The organism is Acinetobacter sp. 102 (assembly GCF_037028485.1).
Lineage (GTDB): Bacteria > Pseudomonadota > Gammaproteobacteria > Pseudomonadales > Moraxellaceae > Acinetobacter > Acinetobacter higginsii.
In genome coordinates this window covers 178,074-203,360 of sequence record NZ_JAZEZK010000005.1, presented here as the reverse complement: position 1 = coordinate 203,360, position 25,287 = coordinate 178,074, and the positions used below count along the sequence as shown (strand labels likewise).

Here is a 25,287-nt window from a genome sequence, read left to right as displayed (position 1 = left end):
CTTCATCTATGCGCTAATTTATAAAAAAGTACAATAAATACAGAATACTGTATTAAGACAATGACGATCTGTATTTTTAACAGTCTTAAACAGCCTTTGAAGCGTATCGACCAATCACGACCCGTTTTACTAGATGGAATCAACTTTAAATTTAACAATGATTGATCCAATTGCTGAGTAAGACTTTCTACGTCCTCAGGTTGGTCAACCATATGCTGTAACAGGCCACGATCAAATTCAATCCGAATAAATAGATAATGGTGAATCGCCAGTAGCCCAGTAACAAGTAAAAGAGGAATCAATATTTGCATTTTCGAAAATAAAGATAAGGTAATGATTGATAAAACAAAGGCTAAATATCCTGACTTTAAAATACTCTGACTTTGCTTGAGCAATTGGCTCACTACGACAAAATTCATTCTCATAGCTGCTTCTCCTGAGTGAGCAGCTGTTGGAAATGTTTAATTTCAGCAATATGTGTCTCACTCAAAACGATCCAAGGTCGTGACTTTTGAATCAAGCCAACAGCTTCCTCTGAGGTATTCACATAGCCGTGTTGTAATAGCCATGCAATCAATACACTACAACTGCGTGAATAGCCAAGCGCACAAAAAATCAATACTTGTTGTGGTTCATTTGCCTGTATTAAAGGTTGAATAAAGTGATCAAACTTTTTTGTTGCTTCTAATAATTGTGCGCTTTGGATCGGAATTAAATCAAGCGTACTATATTTTTCATAATGATGAACGTTGTTTGCCGGCAGTTCAGCGCAACAATCAAATACACCATGATATTGCTTACTATGCTCAGTTGTTGGGATACGGCCGAGATAGAGATCAACGCCGTTGAGTTGCAAAATCAATGAGTCTTCAGGATGTTGATAGGTCCAAACACGACTATTTATCCATGCGACTAGAGAATAAGGTGCAAACAATAACCATGCAGCGACAGTCAATTGACCGTTCTCTTGCTTTTGGAAAAAATGTGGTCTAACCAAAAAGTATGCTAAAGCGACTAAGAAAAGACTGATCGCTGGATATAACATCCATAGCCACGTACCTTTGAATAAAAATGCGGGGGTTATACAAACTAAGGCTCCAATCAAATAAAAACACCCTAATTTTAAATGTTTGCTCGTCAATTGTTGTAAGCCATTTTTTTGATAAGGTGCTTTAACCGTGAGTGGAAATAGCCATAAACAGAATGCACCAACCAATAGCCCCAAAGGAATATCAATAAAGTGATGTTGCCATGTGGTTAAGACAGAGAGTCCTATCAGAAAAGACCACAGATTTACCAGCCAACGGTAGTTTGCTTTGATATGCCGACGGTAAAAATCCCAGAGAATGACTAATAAAACAATGTGTAATGAAGGTGCTTGATTAAAGGGTTTATCAAAACCCATCAATACATCAAACCATAATCCAAAGAAACCATGTAATTCAGCACGTTCAAAACTGAATTTTAACGGAAAGATTAAAAAACAACTGATCGAAATAATCTGGGCTGCAAATAGCCTAAGCGAATGTTGTTTTAATTCAAATCTATTCCAACATAACAATAACGACAAACCATAAAAAAGGTCAATCGACCAATACGGCACAATGGTCCATGCCCAAAGCGGGATATGATGTTCCCAAGCAAACACTATACTTGGAACATTGCTGAGGCTGGATGCATATTGATTTGCAAAACCATAGGTTAAAAAGAAAAAGGGCGCTAAAAGGACTAGGCAGAGTAGTCCCCATTTCCAAGTACCTGGTTGACGATCTAGAATATTATTTTGCATACAAAGTCTTTATTTAAATTTTTTGAGCAACCGAAACTGTAAAAATTCCAAATTCATCAATACATTGGTCCACTTTTTTAAAGCCTGCTTGTTCAACAAGTGCATCCATTTCGGCTTGCGAGCGTAACCGCATCACCCAAGCATCACCTTGACGATGTGAGGTAAGCGCACGTGCAATAAACTCTTGTTGTGGATGCCAAATTTGTCCCGTGTAAATCAGGAAGCCACCTTGTAGCATCGCTTGATGAATACCAGAGAGTGATTGTCTTAATAAATCGTTATCGCTAAATAGTTCATAAAGCCCGGAAACAATGACTAAATTTGGTTTTGGTTTAACTTTGGCTAGTGATGCTGTATCAAAGGCATCACCTAATTCAAACTGAGCAATGTTTTCAAGATTTCTTTGCTGAATTAATGCAGAACCAGAATCAACATTTAATTGACTATAATCTCTTAAGAGCACTGATTTTGGTGGTGTTGCAAGTTCACTTACAGCATCTAGAATATAACGGCCATGACCCGCTGCAATATCAAGGATGCGAACATCTTTTCGTTGCTTGGTCAGTGCTTTCGCATATTTTGCCAATAACTGCTCAATATGTTGTTTACGCACACGAATTCCACGCCAACCAATCGCATTTAAATATTGCTGATCGATAATATTTCCAAGAATATTTTTACTTTCACCCTGATTTCGATAAACAAAATCTAAAGTGCTGCCTGAGTCATAACCCGTATCTTCACCAATTTTTAAGCCATGTGAGAATTTACTACCGAGCTTTAAATTACGTTTGGTTAAATTCCAGAATAGATTTTTGATGGAAGAAGCGGGAAGTGGGCTACTCAGTTGTTCAGCCGTCGCACAACTTGTACCAATTTTATCGGCATTGAGTACATCTGGTGCCTGATAATCTTCAGCAAAGCTTTGTAAGATAAAACGACGGATTTTTTCGATTGCAATATAGCGGTCTTTTTCACCTAAAGTATCGTGATAAAAACCATCTAGTACATGGAACTCTTTTCGTGGATGAGGAAGCTTTGCATAAAACTGCTGTTGTGGTTTTCGAAATACCACAAAGTCCGACCCAGAACTTAAAACTTGAGTAGGAACAAAGATATTTTGTGCATCATTGACGATACGTTCAGATGCTGCATATAAGCCCAAAAGCATTCGTACAGAAATGGCTTTGGCAATTTGAGGATCTGTATCATAAGTTTTCGCGCGTTCAGCATCATGTGTCAGCATATTGGCTTTTACATAACTGGTAATAAAGAAATTACCTTTGAGTTTGCTTAAAACAGTTAAACCTGCTTTTGCAAATGGGACATAAAGTTTGATATCAAACGCGGGTGAAGCTAAGCATAAGGCTCTGATTTTTGGTGCATAATCATGTACCCATGTGGCTGCTAAAACTGCGCCAACGCTTTGACCAATGACGGCGATATTGGTTGATACGATGTTATATGTCGATTCAATATGTTGTACAAAATATTGAATATCTTTCACACATGCAGAGAAACTTGGTGCATCGCCACGTAAACCTGGTGATTGGCCATGCCCACGAGCATCCCATGCAAAGAAATCAAATTCTGGTAGATTGAGTTCATTGACCAAATGTGCCATACGTCCAGAGTGTTCATGACCACGATGAAATAAGATAATTGCTTTTTTTGTCTCTTTTTCTGTAGCTGCTGGCCAATGTTGATAGGCTAATTGGGTATCATCATGACTGGTAAATACATGTTTTTGTGAGCTTTTCATCTAATTTTCCTTAAAGTTGAATACTATTTTTAATACGGTTATAAATTGTCAAAACCAATAGCGTTGCAATAAGAACAAGCAGCCCATTGCAGAAGTAAATTATTGAATTTGTGTAATTATTTTCTATTAAATAAGGGCTGAAACTGACACATAAAGCAATTAAACTAAACCAAAATGCACGATCACTTTTACCCATAGGACCATCATAACGGCGTTCCTGACCAATTAATGGCGCCATAACACCAGCATATTCACTCAGAATCGCTAGAAAGACAACTAAACCCAACAGGAATGGGTTGATGAAAGCTAAACCTAAAAAACATAGATAAAGCGCTGAATCGGAGATGACATCACAGATTTCATTTAAATATGCGCCAAGTTTTGATTGTTGATTAAATTCACGCGCGAGCATGCCATCAATTGCATTAAAACCCATGCGAACCAACATCCATATAGGAAAGAATAAAAATAGGATTAAAGGTTGTTGGTAAAGATGCAGACTGTAAAGTGCAATTGCTAAAGCGACAGAGATTAACATTGCTAAAAGCGTAACTTGATTCGCTGTAATCTTTTTAGAGTAAAGCCATTGTACAAATGGGCGAAGTAAATTCTGAAATGCTGGTTTTAACTGATAAATCGAAGGCATTTTTATTGATATATGCATATTTATATAGTGAATAGCATTGTGTGTAACTTTCTAATGTATGTCAACAGACATTGGGATAGCTGGAAAATGGTAATTACATTAGTTGCTAAGCATCATATTATTGATAATTAAATTATTTCGCATAATCTCTAGATTATGTTACTTATCAATGTGTTAGATATACCAACAAAGACGTGTTTTACACGTCTTTTTTTGTATGTCAACAATGCGAATATTTCAATCGCACTCGATTGATATTTAACATCAATCTTCATTATGCGATATCTCGGCGCGCCCAACAGGGCGGGCGGGAGGAGGGACGTTCGACCAGACGCCCGTAGGGCGCGCTGGTTACTTGAGGTATTTATTTAGATCTTGTTTTAATATTTTTTCTGTGGGTTTTTTGGGGTAGATTGCAGTTATTCGTCTGCCTTCTTTTGTTATTTTTTTGGTTGATCCAATTCTAATAAAGACTAGTTCGTCTGGTTCATTTCTGTGATTTATTTCACAGATCATTACTGTGTCAAATTTTTCTATGATTGTATATTTAGGGAATGCTTTTTTTGCAGTTACCTTTAGGCTCTCATTGCTTTCTGTATTTTTTTTATAAATGAAATAGCCGAAGGCTATTCCAATTATTAAAAGTAAGAGTAGGGTTGGGGTGCTCATCCTTTTATTTCCTAGTAGTCAGGATCGACAAAGATTATTAATCTGCTTTTTTTATCTCTTCGATATATTTTGTTACATCTTTTGCAGTAATGTCTTTTAAATACTTATAAATCAATGCATTAATAATATCTGCTTCTTCAATTCTTTCCTTTGTTTCAATAATAAAATCTAGTGACTTATTTTTGATAGGTTCAACGAATTCCCCACGTACTCTATAAGTTTTTGATAAGTCTGATTTTTTCATGTGATGTCCTAACATTGTTTCATGCAACAACATTATTGTGTCACAAGTTGCAGTGTTGCACGCAATTCTGTTATATTTCTGTCAAAATGTTGCGTGTGATGTTGTTACATGAGTGCAGATCAATTAATTTTTAGAACAAAGGCTGAGTTTGTACAGGCATCTTTCGATCAAGTCGCTAAGATTGTTTCTGACCACGCACAACCATGTCTTGAAGCTTTAACTCCTGCAATTTCTGCTGAAAAGTGTTTATTTCATCTTGCTGCTGTTGCTGCCGACTGGTCTTATGATTCATCTAAAATCGAAGCATATGCAGAGCTTTATAAAAATTCTAATTCTGAATTGATTGAGGCGTTTGGGGGTGATGACCTATGAACGCTTTAATGTCTCAAATCCTCGAATTTGATAATTCGTCTTTATCTCTTGTTGAAATCTTTGATCGTCAGAAATCTATCTTTGATGATATTCATGCTCATTCTGCATTTGGTGAAATCACGTTGGCAGACGGGCAGGCCTTAAAAAACATGCTTGATGGCATTGTTAAAAATAAATTGGCTGCAATCGACAGCAAACCAGAAAAGCAGGCGAAGCCTGCTGAAACATCTATCCAAGAATTATTTGTTCAAAAAGTAGCCATTACTGCGCAAAACACGGCAGAAAGCACCCCTTTTTATAATATAGGGGTAGCGGATCAGTTGCAGACATCTGAGTCATGGGCTTTTCCAAGAAACCTAGACAATTACAAGTTAATTTCAACCCCACAAGGCGTTGTTCCTGTACTTCGTGCAGTTCCAATTGATAACACTATTATCGGCATTGACTGGGTTACTTTTAGCTTCTGTCAAAGTACATTTGGTGAGAAGTACGCTCATTTAGAACCTGAACAGGTGGATTTATCTGTTGGTGATGCAATCGAAACTTGGCTTGATCAGCTTCTATTTGAAATCTTTGGCTTTGGTATTGCTAAGAAGCGTGAAAAAGGTATGCATTTCAATCGCTATGGTTATGATTTACAAGATAATTTAGGAGTGATCTTGTATGGTCATAATAATAAGCGTGTCACGGTTCAAATTAATGGTACTGGCTGCTGTTTAGCTCGTAAGGGATGGAATGAACAACTTTATAAGTTCCTGAAAGTACAAGCTATTTCACCTAAATTAGGTCGTATTGATTTAGCCTTTGATGATTTCGAAAGTGAGTTTGTATCTGTTGATATGGCTTACGAATGGGATAATCAAAACCTATTCTGGTGTGGTGGTTGTAATCCTGAGATAAACCAACTTGGTGACTGGAAACGTATAAACGGCAAGGGCCGTACACTGACTGTAGGCAACCGTGCTAGTTCTAAACACATGCGTTTTTATGAGCGTGGAAAAAAAGAAGGTGATTCATTAAGTCTTTGGACACGTGCTGAGCTAGAGCTTAAATCTACTGACCGTTATTTGCCTTTCGACATACTTATAAATCCAAGTCCTTATTTTAAAGGTGCTTATCCAGCACTTGAGATTCTATCTAATCAGCTTAATGACTTTGAAGCACCTGAAAAGTGTCAACTTATTGAAAAACAAGCGTCTATCAATGTTGATAAGGCTTTGCAAATCGTTAAGCACCAGTTCGGTAAATATATACGTCAATTCCGTAAATTCATAAATGATCAGGATTTGCTTAACTTAATTTCATCCGACAAGGATGTTATGCCTAAGCGTCTAAACTTCTCTCATGCTGCTGTTATGCAGGCTTTACGCATAAATCAGCCGATCCAGAGCAAGACAATTACTGAAACGCCTTTATTTGAGGGTGTTCCATTTCTTACGTCAAATCAAAACTTCTATGAGGGATTAACTCATGCAATTTAAATCAACAATGGTGGTACTTGGTGCAAAAAGTTCAAAGGGTGAATTCAATGGTCGTCCGTTTGATTCAACTGTAATTTTTTACAAGGCTGATCTTCAAGATGGTGACAACTTTGTTGGTGAGGTTGGCGAACAAATTAAATGGGGTTCGTCTGCAAACTTCCAAAAGATCAAAGAAATGGATTTTCCACTGGTTGCTGACGTAACTATGGAACAGGTCTCAAACGGTAAGACTTCAACTTTGGTTTTACTTGATTTGGTTCCTCAAAAAACTACAGCTCCAAAGCCAATGGGGTCAAGCCAACCATAAAAACCTTTACATATCAAAGGCTTGAAATACAGCCTTTCGCATAATGTATATTATGTTAATAAAATCAATAACTTAGGTAATTTTAAGTATGAATATAACAGCAATAATGGGGGATAATCAAGTGGAATGTCCTAAATGTCTTTCATTTTTCCATAGTCAATATTTGTATTTTCACATGTCTAAGTGTCGAGGATAAGTGATGACTGAATTAGAGCACGCTCAAATCGTTACTGAGCTACTTAAATCGTTTAACCCATTGTTCTCTGGTGTTTTCCTTTTGGGTCTCTTTACTGGTGTCTTCTTCTTCGGTCGCCTTATTGATTCTATTGATCGTCTAGGGGAGCGTTTACGTCGTCCTAATCGTATCCGTTTTAGAAATATGAACGGACGTCAAGAACGTGTAGACAACTTCGAATATTTGTACCTGTTTAGAGGTGAATACTACACCTTGGAACAGCGAAATTTCTTGGTCGAGCAACAACGCTCTAAATACAGGAATAAAAAGAATTGATCATTTGTGAATCGCTCCAGATTCTGGAAAACGCCCAGCAAGTCGGGATTAATTGCGTGACTGTCAACCTTGACAACATGCTTACGACTCAATCTGTGTTCGAGTTTGTAGCGCTTCAATGGTCGATATACGCCAGCTTATTGGCATACGAATGGTCCAAATATGGACTAAAAAAACTTAAATTGTAGGAGAACTCTCATGGGTTTAAAAAACGTAGAAGTAATTGAACAACAAGCTCACGAAAAAACATGGTTCCAAAAGTTCCGTGGTCGTGCAACTTCAACCGCTGTAATCGCTTCAACTGCAATTGTGGCATCTGCTGCTAATGCTGCTGATCCAGTCATTCCTGATTTTCTTGCACCTGCTAAGAATGCCATTTCTGGGCTTGGTGTGAGTTTGGGTGAAATTTTCTTAATTGCTATTGGTATTACTTTGGTGATTATTACATTCACAACTTCTCGTGGTGGTATCAAAAAGGCTGGTTAATTAGCCATTTGGAAAAGGGAGATTTTCTCCCTTTTTTCATTTAAGGGGGTGCTATGGGTAATTCGATTCTATTGGTTGTTTTGTCGTTCTTCTCGTATTTGATTTATAAGGCGTTAAGGCCATGAAAAGAATATTCATTTTATTTCTCTTATTTTCATTTCATCTAACGACATTCACATATGCTGCAACTGCTCCAAATAGTGGTGGCGGTTGGCCTAATAAAACCATCACTCGTGTTGGTTTAGATGATGTTATTGAAGCAACTGCAAGACAACAAGCGATTAGAAATGGTTCATCTGTAACACTTGAAGCTGTCGTTAGAGAGACAGTTAATCGTCAAGCTGTCGGAAAAGTTCTATTGTCTAGATTGCTTGCTGGTGGTTTATTGATTGGAGCAACTCAATCATTGATTGAAGGAATAGGTTGGGTGATGGAAGATGGTGTTTATGTCAAATATAAAGACAAAAATCCAGAACTTAATTCACAATTTATTTATCGCGTAGATACTACAAATTATTCTTATGTTTCATATCAAGATGCTGCAGCGAATTACTTTAAACAAAAATTAAATAAACAGGACCCGCGAACATATTCAGCACTTAAATCTATATCTGTTGATGGACAGTGCGATTTTTTTTGGGGTGGCGCTCACTGGTGTAATTTAAAAGTTTATTATTATACTGAGCGGGGTAACATTGACATCAATCCTGATGCTGATCCTGATGCACCTCCTAGTTCATTTCCTTTACAAGTTAATAAAGTACCTAATCCTGATTATGAGCCTGACCCTTCTGATAATAAGGAGCGCATAGTTCTAACCGATAAAATGGTCGGTGATATGGCTGTCGGTGATTATACTGATCCAGTTGATAGTAAAAATGATAAAAAGGATCGTAAATGGACAGGTGTTGAACAAGCATATGAACATGATCCTTCTGGCACTGGAAATGAGCTTTCTAATGCATTAGATTACAAGATGGATAATGCACCTGAAACACCTACAAAGCCGAATACACCGCCTCAAACGGATGGCCAAGGACAAAAGCACCCGACTGATAAAGATAAAGGTACTGAAGGCAAAACAGATCAGGAAAAAGACCCTACAACAGGCCAGCCAACTGGTTCAGGTACGTTCAATCTTCCTGAATGGTGTTTATGGGCTGCGGATCAATGCCAGTGGCATAAAGAAGATAAGAAACATCAGGAAGATGAAACTAAAGTTTGGGAAGACGAAAAAAAACATCGAGGTGATGAAAAAACTTTTTGGCAAAAAGTAATTGATTTTTTTGACTGGGTTAAAGAAGAACCAGAGAAGGACAATGAACAGGAACAGCCTGATATAGATGATAAGGGTATTTTTTCAAAGACTTTTGATTATGTATTTTCGCTTTCAAAACAGTGTCCTCCTGATATTCCTATAAATTTAGAAACTAAGTTTTTTTCAGGATCATTTGTATTCAGCCTTAAATGGCTCTGCATGATTTTTACTTTTTTAGGCTATCCACTTGTATTTGCTAGTCACTGTACAGGTGTTTGGATTCTGTATGAAGCAGTGATCCGTAAAGAATTTAGATGGTGAATCTATGTTAAAAGCATTAAAAGAAATGTTGTTATCAATTGGTATTCAATTTGCTGAGACTAGCACTATGAGGCTTGTAGCAGCATTTGCTGTAATTATTCCACTTGTATTGGCGATGTATGGCTTCTTAGATCAGGCAATTTTTAATACTAGAGATTCTCTCAATAATATTGGAAATTTTGAACAAGATGGTTTTCCTCTTGGTTCATACGTTTTGGCATATCTTGGCGTGGCTAAGTTTGATGTAGCAATTACAACAATATTTTTCTATATCACGACTGCAATTGTCTGGTCATTTACTACCGATTTGCAGCCAGCTATTGCAGCAGGTAAGCGAAAATGATTCATTTCTTATCTGCTACACCGGGATCGGGTAAATCGTTACTCGCCACTGAGCGTATGCTCAATCTCTCCAGGGACAATATTGCTAATTTAAAATTTAATTATCTCTATGCTAAAGCGGTTTTTGAGAAGATCAGTTTTTTAAAGTTAGATCATTATTTAGATTCAATTGTTGTCACTCAAGGGCAAGGTCTAGAACGTACATCAGAGATCATTTTTTTAGAATCTGATTACTTTGATTTTCTTAGAACTGAGTATTTTATTAATGTCATCAGCAACCCACAGACTGACGATATTGTTACCAATTTTCCGCCTTACTACTTTGAAAGAATCGCAATTCTTAATTTGATTGTTGATGAATTGAATGAAAAAGAAAACACTAAGTTTCAGCACTTTAAACCTGTCAGGACGATCTATACAAACATAGCTGATTTAAAGCTTGTTCAATGCCGGCCATTGCCTTCGGACTGCGACTGGAGAAAGACACCACAGGGATCATATTTCGTAATTGATGAAGCACAGCTTATTACGATTTTCTCCGATGAAGCACGTGGCATTGATCCAATTGTCAAAGATTTGACGATCCACCGCCACAAGGGCTATGACTTTCTGTTCATCACGCAAGAACCTTCGTTTGTACATAAGTACATCAGGAAGTTGGCAAGTCATCACATCCATTTAGTCAATATCTTTGGTTGGGAACAATCAATGAAAATGGAGTGGTCTGTAGTACAGGACTCTCCGAATGCAATTAAATCTATTGCACGTGTAGAGAATCTCTCACGCTGGAGATTCCCTAAGCACGTTTATCCGCTATACAAGTCGACCACGATTAATACACGTGAAAAACGTATTCCTAGGAAGCTTGTTCTTGTGGCATCAGCTGCTGCATTTTGCTTTCTACTCGCTATTTTGATGTTCTTTTTTAAAGATGGTGAATCACCACTTATCAGCATGATTACAGGTAAACCGATTGCTACGGAGCAGAAGAAAAATGAACCTAAACCAACAGATAAACCTGCTGCTCAACAATCATCAGATCCAAAACAAACAGATCCTAAAGCGTTACAAAAAGAAAATGCGCTTGATAGCAGTACTGCTGCTAGTGAACCTGTTGTTTCTGCTGAAAGCACTTATTCAGCATCCGATCCATTTGCCTATGAGCCTGTATATGTCGCTCAGCCTGTCAATCATCGGGTTTTTTCTGGTTGTTTATGTATCAAAAACTCATGCAGTGCTTATGACCAACAGGGAACAAAAATTAGCGGAATCAATCCAAAAGTTTGCAAAGACCTCATCAATGAATCCTCCAGTAGACCATTTGATTATTTCAATAATCGAGAGCAACGAGCAGCTACAGAACGAGTGTCTACGAGTGAACTGACACAATCAGCACCGCAACCTTCTTCTCTCTGATTACAGGCTCCCATATGCGAAAATACGGTAGGTACCGAGCTATGCTCGCAGACAACATAGAACCCTATCTTAGGGACTACACAAGAAAATGGACTCAATGCTCATACTGTGGACGGACAGTGTTATATTCACAGCGAATGAGACATACAAAAGATTTTCATACTAGCCCCACAGGGGGATTGATTATAGATTTTTGATTGGCATTTTCTTCCACATCGATGTTGTCTCGGAGAGATCCTGGAGAAAACAAAAATGCACTTAAGTTATTGATAGTTCGTTGGAGTAGAAAAAATGGATTGGCAAAATATTACACCAAACTACTTTATTATTTTCCTTATCCTCTCTTGGTATCTTACTCATTATTTGAGACATAGAGAGTATTTAAAATTATTGAAGAAGTATAAAGAATACCGCTGAGATTTCGCATAATCTCTAGATTATGTTACTTATCAATGTGTTAGATATACCAACAAAGACGTGTTTTACACGTCTTTTTTTGTATGTCAACAATGCGAATATTTCAATCGCACTCGATTGATATTTAACATCAATCTTCATTATGCGATATCTCGGCGCGCCCAACAGGGCGGGCGGGAGGAGGGACGTTCGACCAGACGCCCGTAGGGCGCGCTGGTTACTTGAGGTATTTATTTAGATCTTGTTTTAATATTTTTTCTGTGGGTTTTTTGGGGTAGATTGCAGTTATTCGTCTGCCTTCTTTTGTTATTTTTTTGGTTGATCCAATTCTAATAAAGACTAGTTCGTCTGGTTCATTTCTGTGATTTATTTCACAGATCATTACTGTGTCAAATTTTTCTATGATTGTATATTTAGGGAATGCTTTTTTTGCAGTTACCTTTAGGCTCTCATTGCTTTCTGTATTTTTTTTATAAATGAAATAGCCGAAGGCTATTCCAATTATTAAAAGTAAGAGTAGGGTTGGGGTGCTCATCCTTTTATTTCCTAGTAGTCAGGATCGACAAAGATTATTAATCTGCTTTTTTTATCTCTTCGATATATTTTGTTACATCTTTTGCAGTAATGTCTTTTAAATACTTATAAATCAATGCATTAATAATATCTGCTTCTTCAATTCTTTCCTTTGTTTCAATAATAAAATCTAGTGACTTATTTTTGATAGGTTCAACGAATTCCCCACGTACTCTATAAGTTTTTGATAAGTCTGATTTTTTCATGTGATGTCCTAACATTGTTTCATGCAACAACATTATTGTGTCACAAGTTGCAGTGTTGCACGCAATTCTGTTATATTTCTGTCAAAATGTTGCGTGTGATGTTGTTACATGAGTGCAGATCAATTAATTTTTAGAACAAAGGCTGAGTTTGTACAGGCATCTTTCGATCAAGTCGCTAAGATTGTTTCTGACCACGCACAACCATGTCTTGAAGCTTTAACTCCTGCAATTTCTGCTGAAAAGTGTTTATTTCATCTTGCTGCTGTTGCTGCCGACTGGTCTTATGATTCATCTAAAATCGAAGCATATGCAGAGCTTTATAAAAATTCTAATTCTGAATTGATTGAGGCGTTTGGGGGTGATGACCTATGAACGCTTTAATGTCTCAAATCCTCGAATTTGATAATTCGTCTTTATCTCTTGTTGAAATCTTTGATCGTCAGAAATCTATCTTTGATGATATTCATGCTCATTCTGCATTTGGTGAAATCACGTTGGCAGACGGGCAGGCCTTAAAAAACATGCTTGATGGCATTGTTAAAAATAAATTGGCTGCAATCGACAGCAAACCAGAAAAGCAGGCGAAGCCTGCTGAAACATCTATCCAAGAATTATTTGTTCAAAAAGTAGCCATTACTGCGCAAAACACGGCAGAAAGCACCCCTTTTTATAATATAGGGGTAGCGGATCAGTTGCAGACATCTGAGTCATGGGCTTTTCCAAGAAACCTAGACAATTACAAGTTAATTTCAACCCCACAAGGCGTTGTTCCTGTACTTCGTGCAGTTCCAATTGATAACACTATTATCGGCATTGACTGGGTTACTTTTAGCTTCTGTCAAAGTACATTTGGTGAGAAGTACGCTCATTTAGAACCTGAACAGGTGGATTTATCTGTTGGTGATGCAATCGAAACTTGGCTTGATCAGCTTCTATTTGAAATCTTTGGCTTTGGTATTGCTAAGAAGCGTGAAAAAGGTATGCATTTCAATCGCTATGGTTATGATTTACAAGATAATTTAGGAGTGATCTTGTATGGTCATAATAATAAGCGTGTCACGGTTCAAATTAATGGTACTGGCTGCTGTTTAGCTCGTAAGGGATGGAATGAACAACTTTATAAGTTCCTGAAAGTACAAGCTATTTCACCTAAATTAGGTCGTATTGATTTAGCCTTTGATGATTTCGAAAGTGAGTTTGTATCTGTTGATATGGCTTACGAATGGGATAATCAAAACCTATTCTGGTGTGGTGGTTGTAATCCTGAGATAAACCAACTTGGTGACTGGAAACGTATAAACGGCAAGGGCCGTACACTGACTGTAGGCAACCGTGCTAGTTCTAAACACATGCGTTTTTATGAGCGTGGAAAAAAAGAAGGTGATTCATTAAGTCTTTGGACACGTGCTGAGCTAGAGCTTAAATCTACTGACCGTTATTTGCCTTTCGACATACTTATAAATCCAAGTCCTTATTTTAAAGGTGCTTATCCAGCACTTGAGATTCTATCTAATCAGCTTAATGACTTTGAAGCACCTGAAAAGTGTCAACTTATTGAAAAACAAGCGTCTATCAATGTTGATAAGGCTTTGCAAATCGTTAAGCACCAGTTCGGTAAATATATACGTCAATTCCGTAAATTCATAAATGATCAGGATTTGCTTAACTTAATTTCATCCGACAAGGATGTTATGCCTAAGCGTCTAAACTTCTCTCATGCTGCTGTTATGCAGGCTTTACGCATAAATCAGCCGATCCAGAGCAAGACAATTACTGAAACGCCTTTATTTGAGGGTGTTCCATTTCTTACGTCAAATCAAAACTTCTATGAGGGATTAACTCATGCAATTTAAATCAACAATGGTGGTACTTGGTGCAAAAAGTTCAAAGGGTGAATTCAATGGTCGTCCGTTTGATTCAACTGTAATTTTTTACAAGGCTGATCTTCAAGATGGTGACAACTTTGTTGGTGAGGTTGGCGAACAAATTAAATGGGGTTCGTCTGCAAACTTCCAAAAGATCAAAGAAATGGATTTTCCACTGGTTGCTGACGTAACTATGGAACAGGTCTCAAACGGTAAGACTTCAACTTTGGTTTTACTTGATTTGGTTCCTCAAAAAACTACAGCTCCAAAGCCAATGGGGTCAAGCCAACCATAAAAACCTTTACATATCAAAGGCTTGAAATACAGCCTTTCGCATAATGTATATTATGTTAAATTTGATACAGGTGGCATTAAGTTCATAAACTTGTTCCCTCAACTATAATTCAGTTACTTAGAGTACAAATTAAAACAGACTTTTTTTAGTTATGTTTATATCTTAAATACTTCACAAAGTTTACAAACAGCTCATGCTTTTCATTAAAACAATTCAGCTTTCAAAAAAGAAGTTTATTCAAAATCGCATCGTCTTGCTGTTTGATACCACTACCACTTCGCCATGTCTTTATCCGCTACTCTATCCCTTAACTGCTTTAAGATTTCAAAGTTTTGCTACGCAACAATCTGATATGCTCGCAATAAAGCTTTGGTATGAATTCTGGTTTTTAAAATATTCAACTTTGTTCTGTGAGTCTTTTTTTTCTTCTGGATACACTCCTGAAGTCTATGTGTATGAAATAGATAATTTTATTGTTTTTCTAGAAAATAATAAAAAATTAGAAATGAATTTGATTCGACTTAGATCAAATACTGATGTCAACTATAAGACTATTACACAACGTCTGAGGTCTGTAATTAAGTTCTTTGTTTTTCTCTTGGATGAGTATTGGAATATTAGAAATCAGGATCTTACGATTAAAGAAATAACGAGCCATAGGAAAAAAATAGATAGATTCTTAGTGAATAAAAAAAAGATATTTGGAAAGTTTTCTAAACGAAGTTTAACTGTTAAAAACACTATAAATCATAGCTTTAAAAGCTTAAGCAATGAGATGGTTGCTAATCTTTATGAAGTAATTCGGCCAGATCAAAAAAACAAAACTAATCCTAACAATCCTTTTTCAACTCAACCACATCAGCTTCGTAATTTCTTAATCATACATCTCATGCTGAATTACGGATTGAGAGTTGGTGAGCTAATGTTATTGACAGAGAAATCAATTAAAAAATCAATTAATTCTGATTCTTATAGCCTTATAGTTACAAATACTGATGATGAAAATGATACTAGGATGAGAAAACCAAGTATTAAAAATGAACAGTCATATAGAGTTATAAAGTTGAATCAAAAGGATTATAATTTTTTAGTTATGTATATCAATTACATAAGGAGTTGTGGTGAATCTGATATCTTGTTTACCTCTTTGAAACCACCCTACTCCCCATTAAGTTACTCTGCAATTAATATGATTTTTAACAAAATTGATAAAGTCTTCAGGTACATACATCCTATATATTTTGATAACAATAAGGTTGATTCTATCCACAAAATCACGCCTCATGTTTGCCGACATACCTGGGCTTATATCACATTAGCTTTTGCAATAAAAAAGTATCAAGCTAAAGGTCTAATCGACAATGACGAAAATATGCAACAAGCCCAAGAAGATCTGCGTGTATTAGGGGGTTGGAGTGCTAATAGCATAATGCCAAGCTATTACGCTAAACGCTTTATTGTAGATAGTGCAAACCTCTTAAATTTAAAACGTATATCTGAAGAATTATTGGAATGATAAAAAATGGTGCAATTTGACCTTTTTACAGAACAGGAATTTCATCCTGTTTCAATTTTTAATGAGAAACAGCTGACAGCCCTTCAAAGTATAGATAAAAAATTACCTAAGATTGTCAAATTTTTAACTGCTGATAAATTTGATGATAAATTTATAATTACAACAGATAACACTTGGCATTTCTATTATTCTGGAACAAAAGAAAAAATAGATTTTTCAGCCCTTTATGAAAGTGAGGTTATATTAGCTAAATTTTTCCTTATAATGTATATTCAAAAGAATACACCATCTAATTTGAGTAATATATTTTATTCTTTTCGATTCTTAATTAAATATTTAAAAAAAAATAAGTTGGTTTTTAGTTATGAAAATTTAAAAAAAACATTGATTGAATTTGCAAAAGAAGAAAAAAATTATAACAAATATTCTCATACTAAATTTTTATTGAAACTCTTAATAGTAGAAGACTTTCCGCATTTTGACATTGATGATGATTTTGAACTAGAGTTTATTCCTAGACCTAAGTCTTTTAATTCAAAATTATTCTATCAAGAATATGAGGATTGTATTGATTATGCCCTTATCTCTATGATTCAACAAGGTTTTTCTAAGTTAATTAAGGGAATAAATAAATCTAAAAAAAACATAACTAATCAAACACTTCTATACTCATCAATACTAGGATTAGTGTATGTAACTGGACTGAGACCTGTACAATTAGCTAAATTATCGGTAGAAAACCTTAAAATAGATACGACTCGTGAAATAGATAATTTCCAGCGCTATAGCATACTAATCCCTTATGCAAAGCAAGCAAGATATATACATGAAAAAATATCTGTAAAATTACCAGAAGAAATTGCTGAAATTATTTTCGCCTATATTAAAAGATTTAAGTTAAATCCAAATGATAAGCTATTTGATCTAGGCGAAAATTCTGCCCGTTTCTGTTCAAAGGCTATTAATACACAGTTATTTGATTTTGCTCCTGAAAAATACAGAGATGCTGTTCATGCAGGTGAAATGATAAGACAAAAGTACTCTTATTCTGATTTTAGGCATCATGTTGGATATAGCCTAGCAATGGCGGGATCTTCAGCTGAAGAAATAGCATATATATTAGGCCATTCTTCTGTTGTAACTGCAAGGCATTATATTTTTTCTACCCCAGAATTAGCACAAATTAGAGCACAGGCACTTGGCAAAAATTCTTTATACAGACAAATGATCGCTATACTCCTCACAGGAAGACTAGTTTATAAGAAAGATTGGAACCAAAAAAAGGTTTTAGGTAATGTTGGTAGTACAATTCATTACGATATTGGTGGGTGCTCTTATGTAGAAAAGTGTTTATTCCAGCCTGTTCGGAATTGTTACGGTTGTATGTATTTTCATCCCTTTATCGATGCTAATCACAGCAAAGTTTTAGAGGATATTCAAAACGAAATTAATGATTTAATTAAGCTATCTGATGGTATAGGTGTATCTAGAAATCCATTGATTAGAGTTCATGAATCAACTAAATTTGAAATTGAATCCGTAATTGCTCGTTGTGCAATACACAAGGGTAACATTTATGAATCTTGAAAAATATAAAAGTTTTATAGAAGAACAGAAAAAAATTTTTGAAGAAAATATCAAACCAAATTTTAAATGGTTATGGAGTGATACCGAATGGGCTGGAGGTACTATCGGTTCAGGCTGGTTACTTTCACGTAGTGGAAAAACACACTTTTCATTTCAAACAGCGAAAAGAATGAAAGGCATTGAAGACCTTTCAATAGATGTAACATACCAAGAGTTCATTAAAGCCATAATGGTTCTCAGTTATAGAAAAGCTAATTCAAAAACTTCACCACAAAAATTATATGCCGAAGTTCTGGTGCTCAAGCGTTGGTATAGTGAATTATGTAAAACTAATCCCGTGAACACTCACCCCTGCTTCTTATCCACATTAACTTTAGATAACTCATTTAAAGTACTGGCTGAAAACTCGAGCAAAGCAAACCTTCCTGATCATGCTGGTACATATCTTAGATTACAAGAAATGCTAAATCACTATGCTTTTACTGAAAACACATTGGAATTCTCTCAAAAATATCTATATATAAATGCAAGAAATAGGACCCCAAATGCCAAGAAAACAAAAGCATTAATAGACCAGTTGGAATTAGATGAGAATGATATTGATAAGGAAAAGCTCATTTCTATCCGTACATTTATCAATATTGCCTCACTAATAAATTTATGCGAAAGAAATAGCGAGAAAATCATTCTTAACTTTTTATTATTGCTTATAGTTACGGGTTTGAGATCAACAGAAGTACTTCTTTTAAAAACAGATGCATTGATTAAACAGCCTTTACTAGATCCAATAACTCAAGAACACTTAACTTTAGATGGTATCAAACAATATACATTAGGGATTCAATATCATGGAGCAAAAGGTGCTGGATTTAGAATACATTGGGTTGAGCCACTCGCTATAAGTCTTGTTGAAACAATTTTTCAATCAGTTATAGAGCTAACAAAAGAGTCTAGAGAGCATCTTCAATATATTAGATCAAAAAATTGTTCTGATTTTTTACCCAAAGTAATTGATGAGATTAGAGAGGATTTTATCGAGCTAGACGATTTTGTGGGTTCAATTTTTAATATTGCAATTCATAAAAAAACCAGAAGCTACATTACTACGGCTGCTAAGAATATTCCAATTTTTAAAGAAGTTTATATCAAAAAATACAACAAAACTGATAAGTATTATTTAAAGAAAGACATAAATGAATTTATAAAAAATATAGCAAATTATGATTCTGAGTTTCCAATAGATCATGTATTTAACTATGAAGGAAGAATAGAAAAAATTGCTTTTGAAGATTTACTTTTTATTCATGAGTTTAAATCAACTTCATTAAAAAGATTTTTTAGCTTTAAAGCTAATGTAATTCCTTTTCAAACCACAAATATAAATAGTTTTTTAGGCGGTAGTGAAAGCCTGTCAATATTTCAGAAGTATAATTTACTAGAAAATGATAAAGAATATTCTAGGTTAGGTTCTCATATTCCTCGGCATAATATTAATACTTTTTTGGCCCTCAGTGGTTTGTCTGAACATTTGCAAGCCATGCTTATGGGACGTGTTGATATAAAGCAAAATCAGTATTATCATCATCTAGCTTTAAAGCAACGTAAAATAGCAACAAGTGTTTTAGAAAAATATCAACTAGAAAGTTATAGAAAAAATACGCAAGAAGTCAAAATAGAACCTCCAGTCGATACCATTAAAAAAGATGGGTTAATGTTTTTTTCAGAGAAATTAGACCTGGAAAACAATATCAAAATGAATTTACAGTCTTTTGATTCAAAGAATGAAGTTGCTAATTACATTAAAAAATCATTCTTTGATGAATACTTTGAAGACATCACTCAATCGTTCAATGAATTAACGAAGACTAATGAAAAAGATGCAGATGAGTTAGTCCAGCGTCATGCAAATTTACATCCCTTACCTTTTGGCGGTTGTATGCGTGAAATAGCAATCCATGATTGCCCTAAACGTCTATCCTGCCAATCAGGTGATCAATGTGGAAATTTTGCATTGACTGGTCGTAAAGGAGAATTACAAGCCTTGCAGCATACGTTAGATAAATTACTTGGCGAATTTTCACATATAGAGAAAATTGTAGTTCATGATCTATCTTATAGCGAAATGCTTGAGGATTTACGTCAAAAAATACTTTTTTTAAGTGACTTAAAGACAAAAGCACTTGATAGACAGAATATTTTAACTCCTATTCCTATTTTTCCTTATGGTGATACGATCACTAAATTACCAACAACCTTAAGTGAACTATTCGCTATAGAACAGCAAAAAATTGAAACTAAGGAAGCTTGATATGTTACGTGGTAAACAATTGGATGAAGTTATCGAACAAGAATTACAAATGATGTTGGTTGAAGGTTTTGAGAAATCCCCTATTTCACATAAAGTTCTTCATAGTCGCTTAACAGCTAAGGGGTATATATCAGGTGGGTTAAGTACTTTAAGTTCAGCTGAACGGAAGAAGCTCATATCTCTGTATGTATCTGAGCAGATTTCGCCACTGTACCTGAAGACTAAAGAGCAGCAACTTTATGTGAATAAAAAGACAAGACAGGCTCTTACTGATACCAATAAAAATTTACGCATACAGATTGATGATTTGAAATCACAACTTCATCAGAATACAGAAACACTTATAAATATTATCGAAGAAGTAAAACTAAGAACTAACTTAAAAGTAGATCATCTTTTGGCACCACATTTGTTGAAGAAATATTTAGAAAATAAATAATATATTTGGTGAATAACGTTGTTCAATGACACACTAAAAGTCTATTTGAATATGAACTAAACCAACAAAGGCAGAAGATGTCTTCTAAAATAGATTTGTGTAACAAAGCCAATTTATTACAAATAATGAAAATCTCAAGCTTATTTTTTGTTTTCTATTCAAGTTGATTTTTGAGCTTCATATGTTTGAATAGATTGCTTCAGTTCTAAAATTGGAAGGTACAGCTGATCCTTAAAGCCTATTTTTTTCATGAATGCCCTGCAATCAGAATTAGGACATTCTATTTCTAAAAACTCATAACCAAATTTTTCACCAAATAAGCATAAATATTTAAGAAAGGCTGTTCCATGTCCTTTATTTCTATGATGAAATGATAGTCGGGCAACAATAATATATTTGCTGTTAGCCTTCTTATAACCATGCTCTCCAAATCGAATATAAAATTCATTAGGTTTCCCAATTGATGACCTCCCTGCAAAAAAACTTGTGAAACATTTAGTTTTTCCGTCCAACTCCCTTATAGTAAAATGAGTTTTTTTCTTTGAGTATTTAAGCCTATCAACAAGGAAGCTTTCCAGAGTTTCTGAAATAGCATTCCGTTCAGTATCATCATTCACAATATTATTATTCATAATACAATAAGTCCTTTCTTTATATCTTGTTTATGATACTGATGTCTTCTTCTAGAATTATGCTTTCAGCTCTTTGCAACTTTATAGACATAAACAAGTAAGTCATCCCATTCTTCAGGTAAGGCGGTACCTCGTGCAATACGAAGTTTTAATGGATAGTCTTTATATTCAATCAAATGCATCAAATAAAAACTACGTTCTTGATGGCAATTCAATTGCCCATCTAGGCTAAGCTGTTACTCATGGATTGTTTTTTCTTAGCCCATTCTAGGCAAGTTAAGCCCCACTCTAATGTAAATGGCTTGGATGTAGAAATTAGTTGAGCCTTCACGCACTGCATCAGCAACAATGTCGTACTGCTGATCAGTAATTGTTTAAATCGAAATTTCATTTTAATGATCCTTGCATCTCCTACGGGCTTTTGCTACCCGCAAGAAGTGCTCGTGTAAAATATTTATTGATTTTTTAATCGCTTCACATCGATTATTGATAATGTTCAGCTGAAAGCAGCTGACGGATTTCACTGGCCATTTGTGGACTACGCCAAGGAAATAGTACTTTTAGACTGTAATTTGATTTGAATGGATCTCGTGTGCCGATATTGACTTGAAACTCTCGTTTCATCGGTGTCCGATGCTCTTGCTGATTAACATGAATTCCCATCATCGGATTACTGATCACAGTGGTCGTAGTTCTGAAGCGATCTTCAACCAAGTTGTAATGTCCTACAGAGGTAATGTAGTCAAAAGAATATTTGACTAGGCGTTGATCCGGCTGATCAAACAGGATGATCGTTTTGTCCTGACTATTAATCCAGACCCCACGATTTTGATAGTTAAAAGTTTCCCCTTGGCGTTTCAGTTGCTCGGTCATCCCATCAAAATATGTATTTCCATATTGATAGAGATAGTAAATGATCACAAACCAAAACAGGTCAAAGCCAAAGAAGATATAAGCGAAAGCACCAAAGGAAAAGATTTTGGCAACAATCAGAAAGATCACAATTGGCAAAACTACACATTTTAAAAATAATTTGGATTTCTGTGGACGGTTTTCGATTGGAATGATTTTAGGTTTCGTTAATTCAGTCATAATTGTTTCCCGCATATTCAATTCAATTCACAATCACCAGCAGATATAAAAAGTTTTATTTTTTATAGGCGTGACTTAGCCATCCACCGTTGGATTGTTCTTGTAAAAATGATGTTTTAATAGAGACGAATAATAAGATTAGCCGTCTAGCCCTCGTTGAAAATTACAACAAGGTTGAACATGGGGTGAGGCAAAAATCAGAAAAGATAGATACAACATGTGAAGCTCCTTGAATCTTAAGAAGTTCTGCCATATCACTGTCAAATAATGGTGGCAGAACAAAAGAGGGTTGACAGACTGGGATCCAAGGAACCAGCACACCCGAAGGTGTCCCCCTTCTGTCCTACCATAAAGATAAAAGGGGGACGAGAAGGTCCACAAAAAATAGGCGAGCTATTTTCTGTGCTGGATCAACGGTCTGTCAAAACCGACTGGCAATGTAGGCCAGCGAGCCCATATTAATTTCATCTAACGTTTTAGTCAATTTTACCTGCACTAAAATCTAGACAATTAGTTCCTGCCTTGTATTATCTCAAACATAGTTATGCCCTTCAAAAAACATTTCAATAACTGTCAGAAGAGTTAACTGAGCAAAATTCTTTTCTTGATCTAGATATTCTAGATTTTCGCGACTAACGTTAGTTGGATAAGGAATAACAAGTAGATTCCAAAAACAGGGAGCCGTTCAGTCCAAAATCTTTTAACATACGAAAATCTTAGTCTTTTCGGTCTAACTAAAACTCAACTTACAACTGTTCTTGGGGTAGACGTCAATGTTGTAAACAAAATGGAAATTACGGCTGAATTTGACCCGACATCTTCACAAGGAGAAACTACAAAATTATTAATTCTTCTTTATCAAATCTTATCTACACAAATGAGTGCAGATCCAGAATGGATCCATAATTTCATGAACTCATACAATAATATTTCGGGTGATATCCCCACCCACTGAGTTGAATTAGGCTTTGCACAAAGACTGTGACCATACGCAAAGAAAGTCGAAAGATAGATTTGATCATCAAACAGCACTGAATTGCTGTATCAGAATAAGTTTGATTTCTTCCATGCTTAGCTTGTGGATGAGCATACCATTTAGTCTGAGGATCGAACCAAATTGAAATATTTCCTCTAGAGAAATGATGTGTGCTGAAAAAGCAGGACTCTTCCACTTGGGAGATTTTAGGCGGCCAACTTATAAAAGTCCTCTGCCATTTGATTTGGTGTCTTAAAATCTAATCCTTTTCGAATTCTTTGCTGATTATAAAATAGCTCCATGTATTTTGAAATATCTGCTTTAGCTTCTTCCCTTGTTTATAGTTACGATGATGGATCAATTCATTTTTTAATATTCCCCAGAAGCTCTCAATCGGTGCGTTGTCATAACAATCACCGCATTTACTCAAATTAGGTGTTTTTGCATAGATCCAAGTGTTAAGTCATTATTGCCATTCTTACGTATCACACCATGGGCACGTGAAAAAGTAGAAAGCTTTTATATGCATGTCTTACGCCAAACAGAAATCTTAGCTATCGAAACTCTAGCGTCAACATTTTAATTAATAATGCACTTTTATGTTTGCTTCAGTTAAATAGGTTTTATTTGAAATCTTATTCTATAAAAAGAAAGGTCTAAATTTTAAAACTTCAAATCAAATGGCAGAAAATTTTTACAAATCGGCTGCCTAGAATATCTCAAGTAAATGTCTCCTGCTATTTCAGCACACATCAATACCAATAAGGTCTCCTCTTAGAGGATTATTGTATTTCGAACTCCAGCCCTAGGCTTTTAATTCTGTTCTTAATTTCCTCCGGAAGATCATTTGGCGTTATTAATTTTTCTGTTTGCTCAATATGCATATAAGAAACATTAGGAGTTGAAACTTTACTTTTTCCTGAAAGATCTACACTTTGAAAGCTTGGTTTGATATTTGGAGCCTGTCCAGGCAATATAAACCCATTTAACATAGGGAAGACTGGAATTTGAGTTTTATCTAGATTTAAATACTTGTCTTTCTTGTTAAATGGGATAACAAACTGAAACATGTAATTGGAAAATGCCATTATGCATATCATGTAGGGGAATTTCCCTTTGTCCCCAGTTCGTTTATATATCTGCAACCATAACTTGCGAAAAGGATTTATTCCAGGAACCATTGTTATATTTAAAGTTAAAGTTCGTGAGTCAAATTTTGCGGGTTCTTCGTTGTATCTAATCCAACGAAAACATTCTTTAAAACCTTTTAATGCATATGCAGGCATCGCAGACAAAGCTATTTTGACGAGACATTTGTATACGTTAATTGGTACGTAAGTTGTGGATGATGAACTGATCATTACAGTTTTATGGTCCAAGGGTTTTAGGATTTCAGATTCTTCAGAATGAATAATAACAATATCGCCATTAATGGCTTCAATGCGATCTCCAGCTGAGGATTTTGTAATTGGCACTCCTTTTTTTCCATTTATCTGGCTCGTAGTGCGTAAGACGCCCAGAAAATTGGCTAAGTTATTTTCAAGGTGCTTATCAAAATACGAGTTGCAAATATCACATTCGTCATTTGAAAAAAGAAATTTATTCCCCAGAAGTTCAGGTATGGCGTGCGCAATCTTTTTAAAAGTTACCACGGGGGCACTTTTCCCACAATACCTGCATTTACCCTTTTCCCCTAGATATGTTCTTATGTCTAAAATCAGATTAACTTCTGATTTGTAATTTTCAAAAAAAATCAAATTAACCCCCGCAAGGAAAT

Annotated in this window: 28 protein-coding genes and 3 pseudogenes; 16 read left to right on the top strand and 15 right to left on the bottom strand. The window is 35.5% G+C overall.

Annotated features, from left to right (window positions below):
- Positions 1–2: 2 nt before the first annotated feature.
- The 6 genes from WA352_RS06940 to WA352_RS06915 all read right to left on the bottom strand — a co-directional run bounded on the left by WA352_RS06940 (position 3) and on the right by WA352_RS06915 (position 5,110).
- Positions 3–425 carry a hypothetical protein gene (locus tag WA352_RS06940; RefSeq protein WP_033134507.1) on the bottom strand — a complete coding sequence of 141 codons (423 nt, stop codon included), beginning with the start codon at positions 423–425 and terminating at the stop codon, positions 3–5.
- Positions 422–1,789: a phosphatase PAP2/dual specificity phosphatase family protein gene (locus WA352_RS06935; protein WP_033134508.1), complete on the bottom strand. Its 1,368-nt coding sequence runs from the start codon at positions 1,787–1,789 to the stop codon at positions 422–424. Before WA352_RS06935 ends, WA352_RS06940 begins: the two co-directional genes overlap by 4 nt.
- Before the next feature lie 13 nt (positions 1,790–1,802).
- A complete protein-coding gene (locus WA352_RS06930; protein ID WP_033134509.1) occupies positions 1,803–3,551 on the bottom strand; it encodes a bifunctional alpha/beta hydrolase/class I SAM-dependent methyltransferase in 1,749 nt (582 codons plus the stop codon).
- Positions 3,552–3,561: 10 nt separating this feature from the next.
- Positions 3,562–4,197, bottom strand: coding sequence for a CDP-alcohol phosphatidyltransferase family protein (locus WA352_RS06925; RefSeq protein ID WP_033134510.1), 636 nt, complete (start codon positions 4,195–4,197; stop codon positions 3,562–3,564).
- Positions 4,198–4,548: 351 nt separating this feature from the next.
- Entirely contained in the window at positions 4,549–4,866 is a 318-nt protein-coding gene (locus WA352_RS06920) for a hypothetical protein (protein ID WP_033134816.1), read from the bottom strand.
- A gap of 37 nt (positions 4,867–4,903) precedes the next feature.
- Positions 4,904–5,110 (bottom strand): hypothetical protein, encoded by a 207-nt coding sequence (locus WA352_RS06915; protein WP_033134817.1) that lies wholly within the window; start codon positions 5,108–5,110, stop codon positions 4,904–4,906.
- 108 nt (positions 5,111–5,218) lie between these two features.
- On the opposite strand from WA352_RS06915, the gene WA352_RS06910 reads away from it, so the two are divergent.
- The 8 genes from WA352_RS06910 to WA352_RS06875 all read left to right on the top strand — a co-directional run bounded on the left by WA352_RS06910 (position 5,219) and on the right by WA352_RS06875 (position 11,604).
- Positions 5,219–5,482 carry a hypothetical protein gene (locus WA352_RS06910; RefSeq protein ID WP_033134815.1) on the top strand — a complete coding sequence of 88 codons (264 nt, stop codon included), beginning with the start codon at positions 5,219–5,221 and terminating at the stop codon, positions 5,480–5,482.
- Positions 5,479–6,963: a replication initiation factor domain-containing protein gene (locus WA352_RS06905; protein ID WP_033134814.1), complete on the top strand. Its 1,485-nt coding sequence runs from the start codon at positions 5,479–5,481 to the stop codon at positions 6,961–6,963. Before WA352_RS06910 ends, WA352_RS06905 begins: the two co-directional genes overlap by 4 nt.
- On the top strand, positions 6,953–7,270 hold the full coding sequence (locus WA352_RS06900) for a hypothetical protein (protein ID WP_033134813.1): 318 nt from the start codon (positions 6,953–6,955) through the stop codon (positions 7,268–7,270). The genes WA352_RS06905 and WA352_RS06900 overlap by 11 nt, the downstream gene beginning before the upstream one ends.
- Before the next feature lie 199 nt (positions 7,271–7,469).
- Positions 7,470–7,781, top strand: coding sequence for a hypothetical protein (locus WA352_RS06895; protein WP_241345098.1), 312 nt, complete (start codon positions 7,470–7,472; stop codon positions 7,779–7,781).
- 198 nt (positions 7,782–7,979) lie between these two features.
- The gene (locus tag WA352_RS06890) at positions 7,980–8,267 is read left to right on the top strand and encodes a hypothetical protein (RefSeq protein WP_241345097.1); all 288 of its coding nucleotides are present in this window, start codon (positions 7,980–7,982) and stop codon (positions 8,265–8,267) included.
- A 121-nt stretch (positions 8,268–8,388) separates the two neighbouring features.
- Positions 8,389–9,846 carry a hypothetical protein gene (locus tag WA352_RS06885; protein ID WP_241345096.1) on the top strand — a complete coding sequence of 486 codons (1,458 nt, stop codon included), beginning with the start codon at positions 8,389–8,391 and terminating at the stop codon, positions 9,844–9,846.
- Between the two features lie 4 nt (positions 9,847–9,850).
- Entirely contained in the window at positions 9,851–10,189 is a 339-nt protein-coding gene (locus WA352_RS06880; RefSeq protein WP_241345095.1) for a hypothetical protein, read from the top strand.
- Positions 10,186–11,604 carry a zonular occludens toxin domain-containing protein gene (locus WA352_RS06875; RefSeq protein WP_336141642.1) on the top strand — a complete coding sequence of 473 codons (1,419 nt, stop codon included), beginning with the start codon at positions 10,186–10,188 and terminating at the stop codon, positions 11,602–11,604. The genes WA352_RS06880 and WA352_RS06875 overlap by 4 nt, the downstream gene beginning before the upstream one ends.
- 634 nt (positions 11,605–12,238) lie before the next feature.
- Here WA352_RS06875 and WA352_RS06870 read toward each other — a convergent pair.
- Together WA352_RS06870 and WA352_RS06865 are read right to left on the bottom strand one after the other, a co-directional pair.
- Positions 12,239–12,556 carry a hypothetical protein gene (locus WA352_RS06870; RefSeq protein WP_033134816.1) on the bottom strand — a complete coding sequence of 106 codons (318 nt, stop codon included), beginning with the start codon at positions 12,554–12,556 and terminating at the stop codon, positions 12,239–12,241.
- A 37-nt stretch (positions 12,557–12,593) separates the two neighbouring features.
- Complete coding sequence (locus WA352_RS06865; protein WP_033134817.1) at positions 12,594–12,800, bottom strand: hypothetical protein; 207 nt, start codon at positions 12,798–12,800, stop codon at positions 12,594–12,596.
- 108 nt (positions 12,801–12,908) lie between these two features.
- Here WA352_RS06865 and WA352_RS06860 point away from each other — a divergent pair, with 108 nt between their 5' ends.
- The 7 genes from WA352_RS06860 to WA352_RS06830 all read left to right on the top strand — a co-directional run bounded on the left by WA352_RS06860 (position 12,909) and on the right by WA352_RS06830 (position 20,810).
- Complete coding sequence (locus WA352_RS06860; RefSeq protein ID WP_033134815.1) at positions 12,909–13,172, top strand: hypothetical protein; 264 nt, start codon at positions 12,909–12,911, stop codon at positions 13,170–13,172.
- Positions 13,169–14,653, top strand: coding sequence for a replication initiation factor domain-containing protein (locus tag WA352_RS06855; protein ID WP_033134814.1), 1,485 nt, complete (start codon positions 13,169–13,171; stop codon positions 14,651–14,653). The genes WA352_RS06860 and WA352_RS06855 overlap by 4 nt, the downstream gene beginning before the upstream one ends.
- The gene (locus WA352_RS06850) at positions 14,643–14,960 is read left to right on the top strand and encodes a hypothetical protein (protein ID WP_033134813.1); all 318 of its coding nucleotides are present in this window, start codon (positions 14,643–14,645) and stop codon (positions 14,958–14,960) included. Before WA352_RS06855 ends, WA352_RS06850 begins: the two co-directional genes overlap by 11 nt.
- A gap of 193 nt (positions 14,961–15,153) precedes the next feature.
- Positions 15,154–16,476, top strand: a complete 1,323-nt coding sequence (locus tag WA352_RS06845) for a site-specific integrase (RefSeq protein WP_336141639.1) — start codon at positions 15,154–15,156, stop codon at positions 16,474–16,476.
- Between the two features lie 6 nt (positions 16,477–16,482).
- Positions 16,483–18,063, top strand: coding sequence for a site-specific integrase (locus WA352_RS06840; RefSeq protein ID WP_336141637.1), 1,581 nt, complete (start codon positions 16,483–16,485; stop codon positions 18,061–18,063).
- The gene (locus WA352_RS06835) at positions 18,053–20,371 is read left to right on the top strand and encodes a hypothetical protein (protein WP_336141635.1); all 2,319 of its coding nucleotides are present in this window, start codon (positions 18,053–18,055) and stop codon (positions 20,369–20,371) included. The genes WA352_RS06840 and WA352_RS06835 overlap by 11 nt, the downstream gene beginning before the upstream one ends.
- A gap of 1 nt (position 20,372) precedes the next feature.
- Positions 20,373–20,810: a hypothetical protein gene (locus WA352_RS06830; protein ID WP_336141631.1), complete on the top strand. Its 438-nt coding sequence runs from the start codon at positions 20,373–20,375 to the stop codon at positions 20,808–20,810.
- Between the two features lie 158 nt (positions 20,811–20,968).
- Here the strand turns inward: WA352_RS06830 and WA352_RS06825 are convergent, their stop codons facing one another.
- From WA352_RS06825 to WA352_RS06800, 6 genes and pseudogenes are all read right to left on the bottom strand, one after another.
- Positions 20,969–21,442 (bottom strand): N-acetyltransferase, encoded by a 474-nt coding sequence (locus WA352_RS06825; protein WP_005285815.1) that lies wholly within the window; start codon positions 21,440–21,442, stop codon positions 20,969–20,971.
- Between the two features lie 65 nt (positions 21,443–21,507).
- Positions 21,508–21,657: a hypothetical protein gene (locus tag WA352_RS06820; RefSeq protein WP_336141628.1), complete on the bottom strand. Its 150-nt coding sequence runs from the start codon at positions 21,655–21,657 to the stop codon at positions 21,508–21,510.
- Between the two features lie 8 nt (positions 21,658–21,665).
- A complete protein-coding gene (locus WA352_RS06815) occupies positions 21,666–21,833 on the bottom strand; it encodes a hypothetical protein (RefSeq protein ID WP_336141626.1) in 168 nt (55 codons plus the stop codon).
- Between the two features lie 92 nt (positions 21,834–21,925).
- Entirely contained in the window at positions 21,926–22,534 is a 609-nt protein-coding gene (locus tag WA352_RS06810; RefSeq protein WP_005285814.1) for a hypothetical protein, read from the bottom strand.
- Positions 22,535–23,442: 908 nt separating this feature from the next.
- A pseudogene (locus WA352_RS06805) lies at positions 23,443–23,670 on the bottom strand (transposase); the annotation flags it as partial.
- A 46-nt stretch (positions 23,671–23,716) separates the two neighbouring features.
- A pseudogene (locus WA352_RS06800) lies at positions 23,717–23,937 on the bottom strand (IS3 family transposase); the annotation flags it as partial.
- Here WA352_RS06800 and WA352_RS06795 point away from each other — a divergent pair.
- Positions 23,938–24,093 (top strand): annotated as a pseudogene (locus WA352_RS06795) (VF530 family DNA-binding protein); the annotation flags it as partial. It abuts the pseudogene before it with no gap.
- A 199-nt stretch (positions 24,094–24,292) separates the two neighbouring features.
- On the opposite strand, the gene WA352_RS06790 reads toward WA352_RS06795, so the two are convergent.
- Complete coding sequence (locus tag WA352_RS06790) at positions 24,293–25,267, bottom strand: HNH endonuclease (protein ID WP_336141624.1); 975 nt, start codon at positions 25,265–25,267, stop codon at positions 24,293–24,295.
- Positions 25,268–25,287 lie beyond the last annotated feature (20 nt).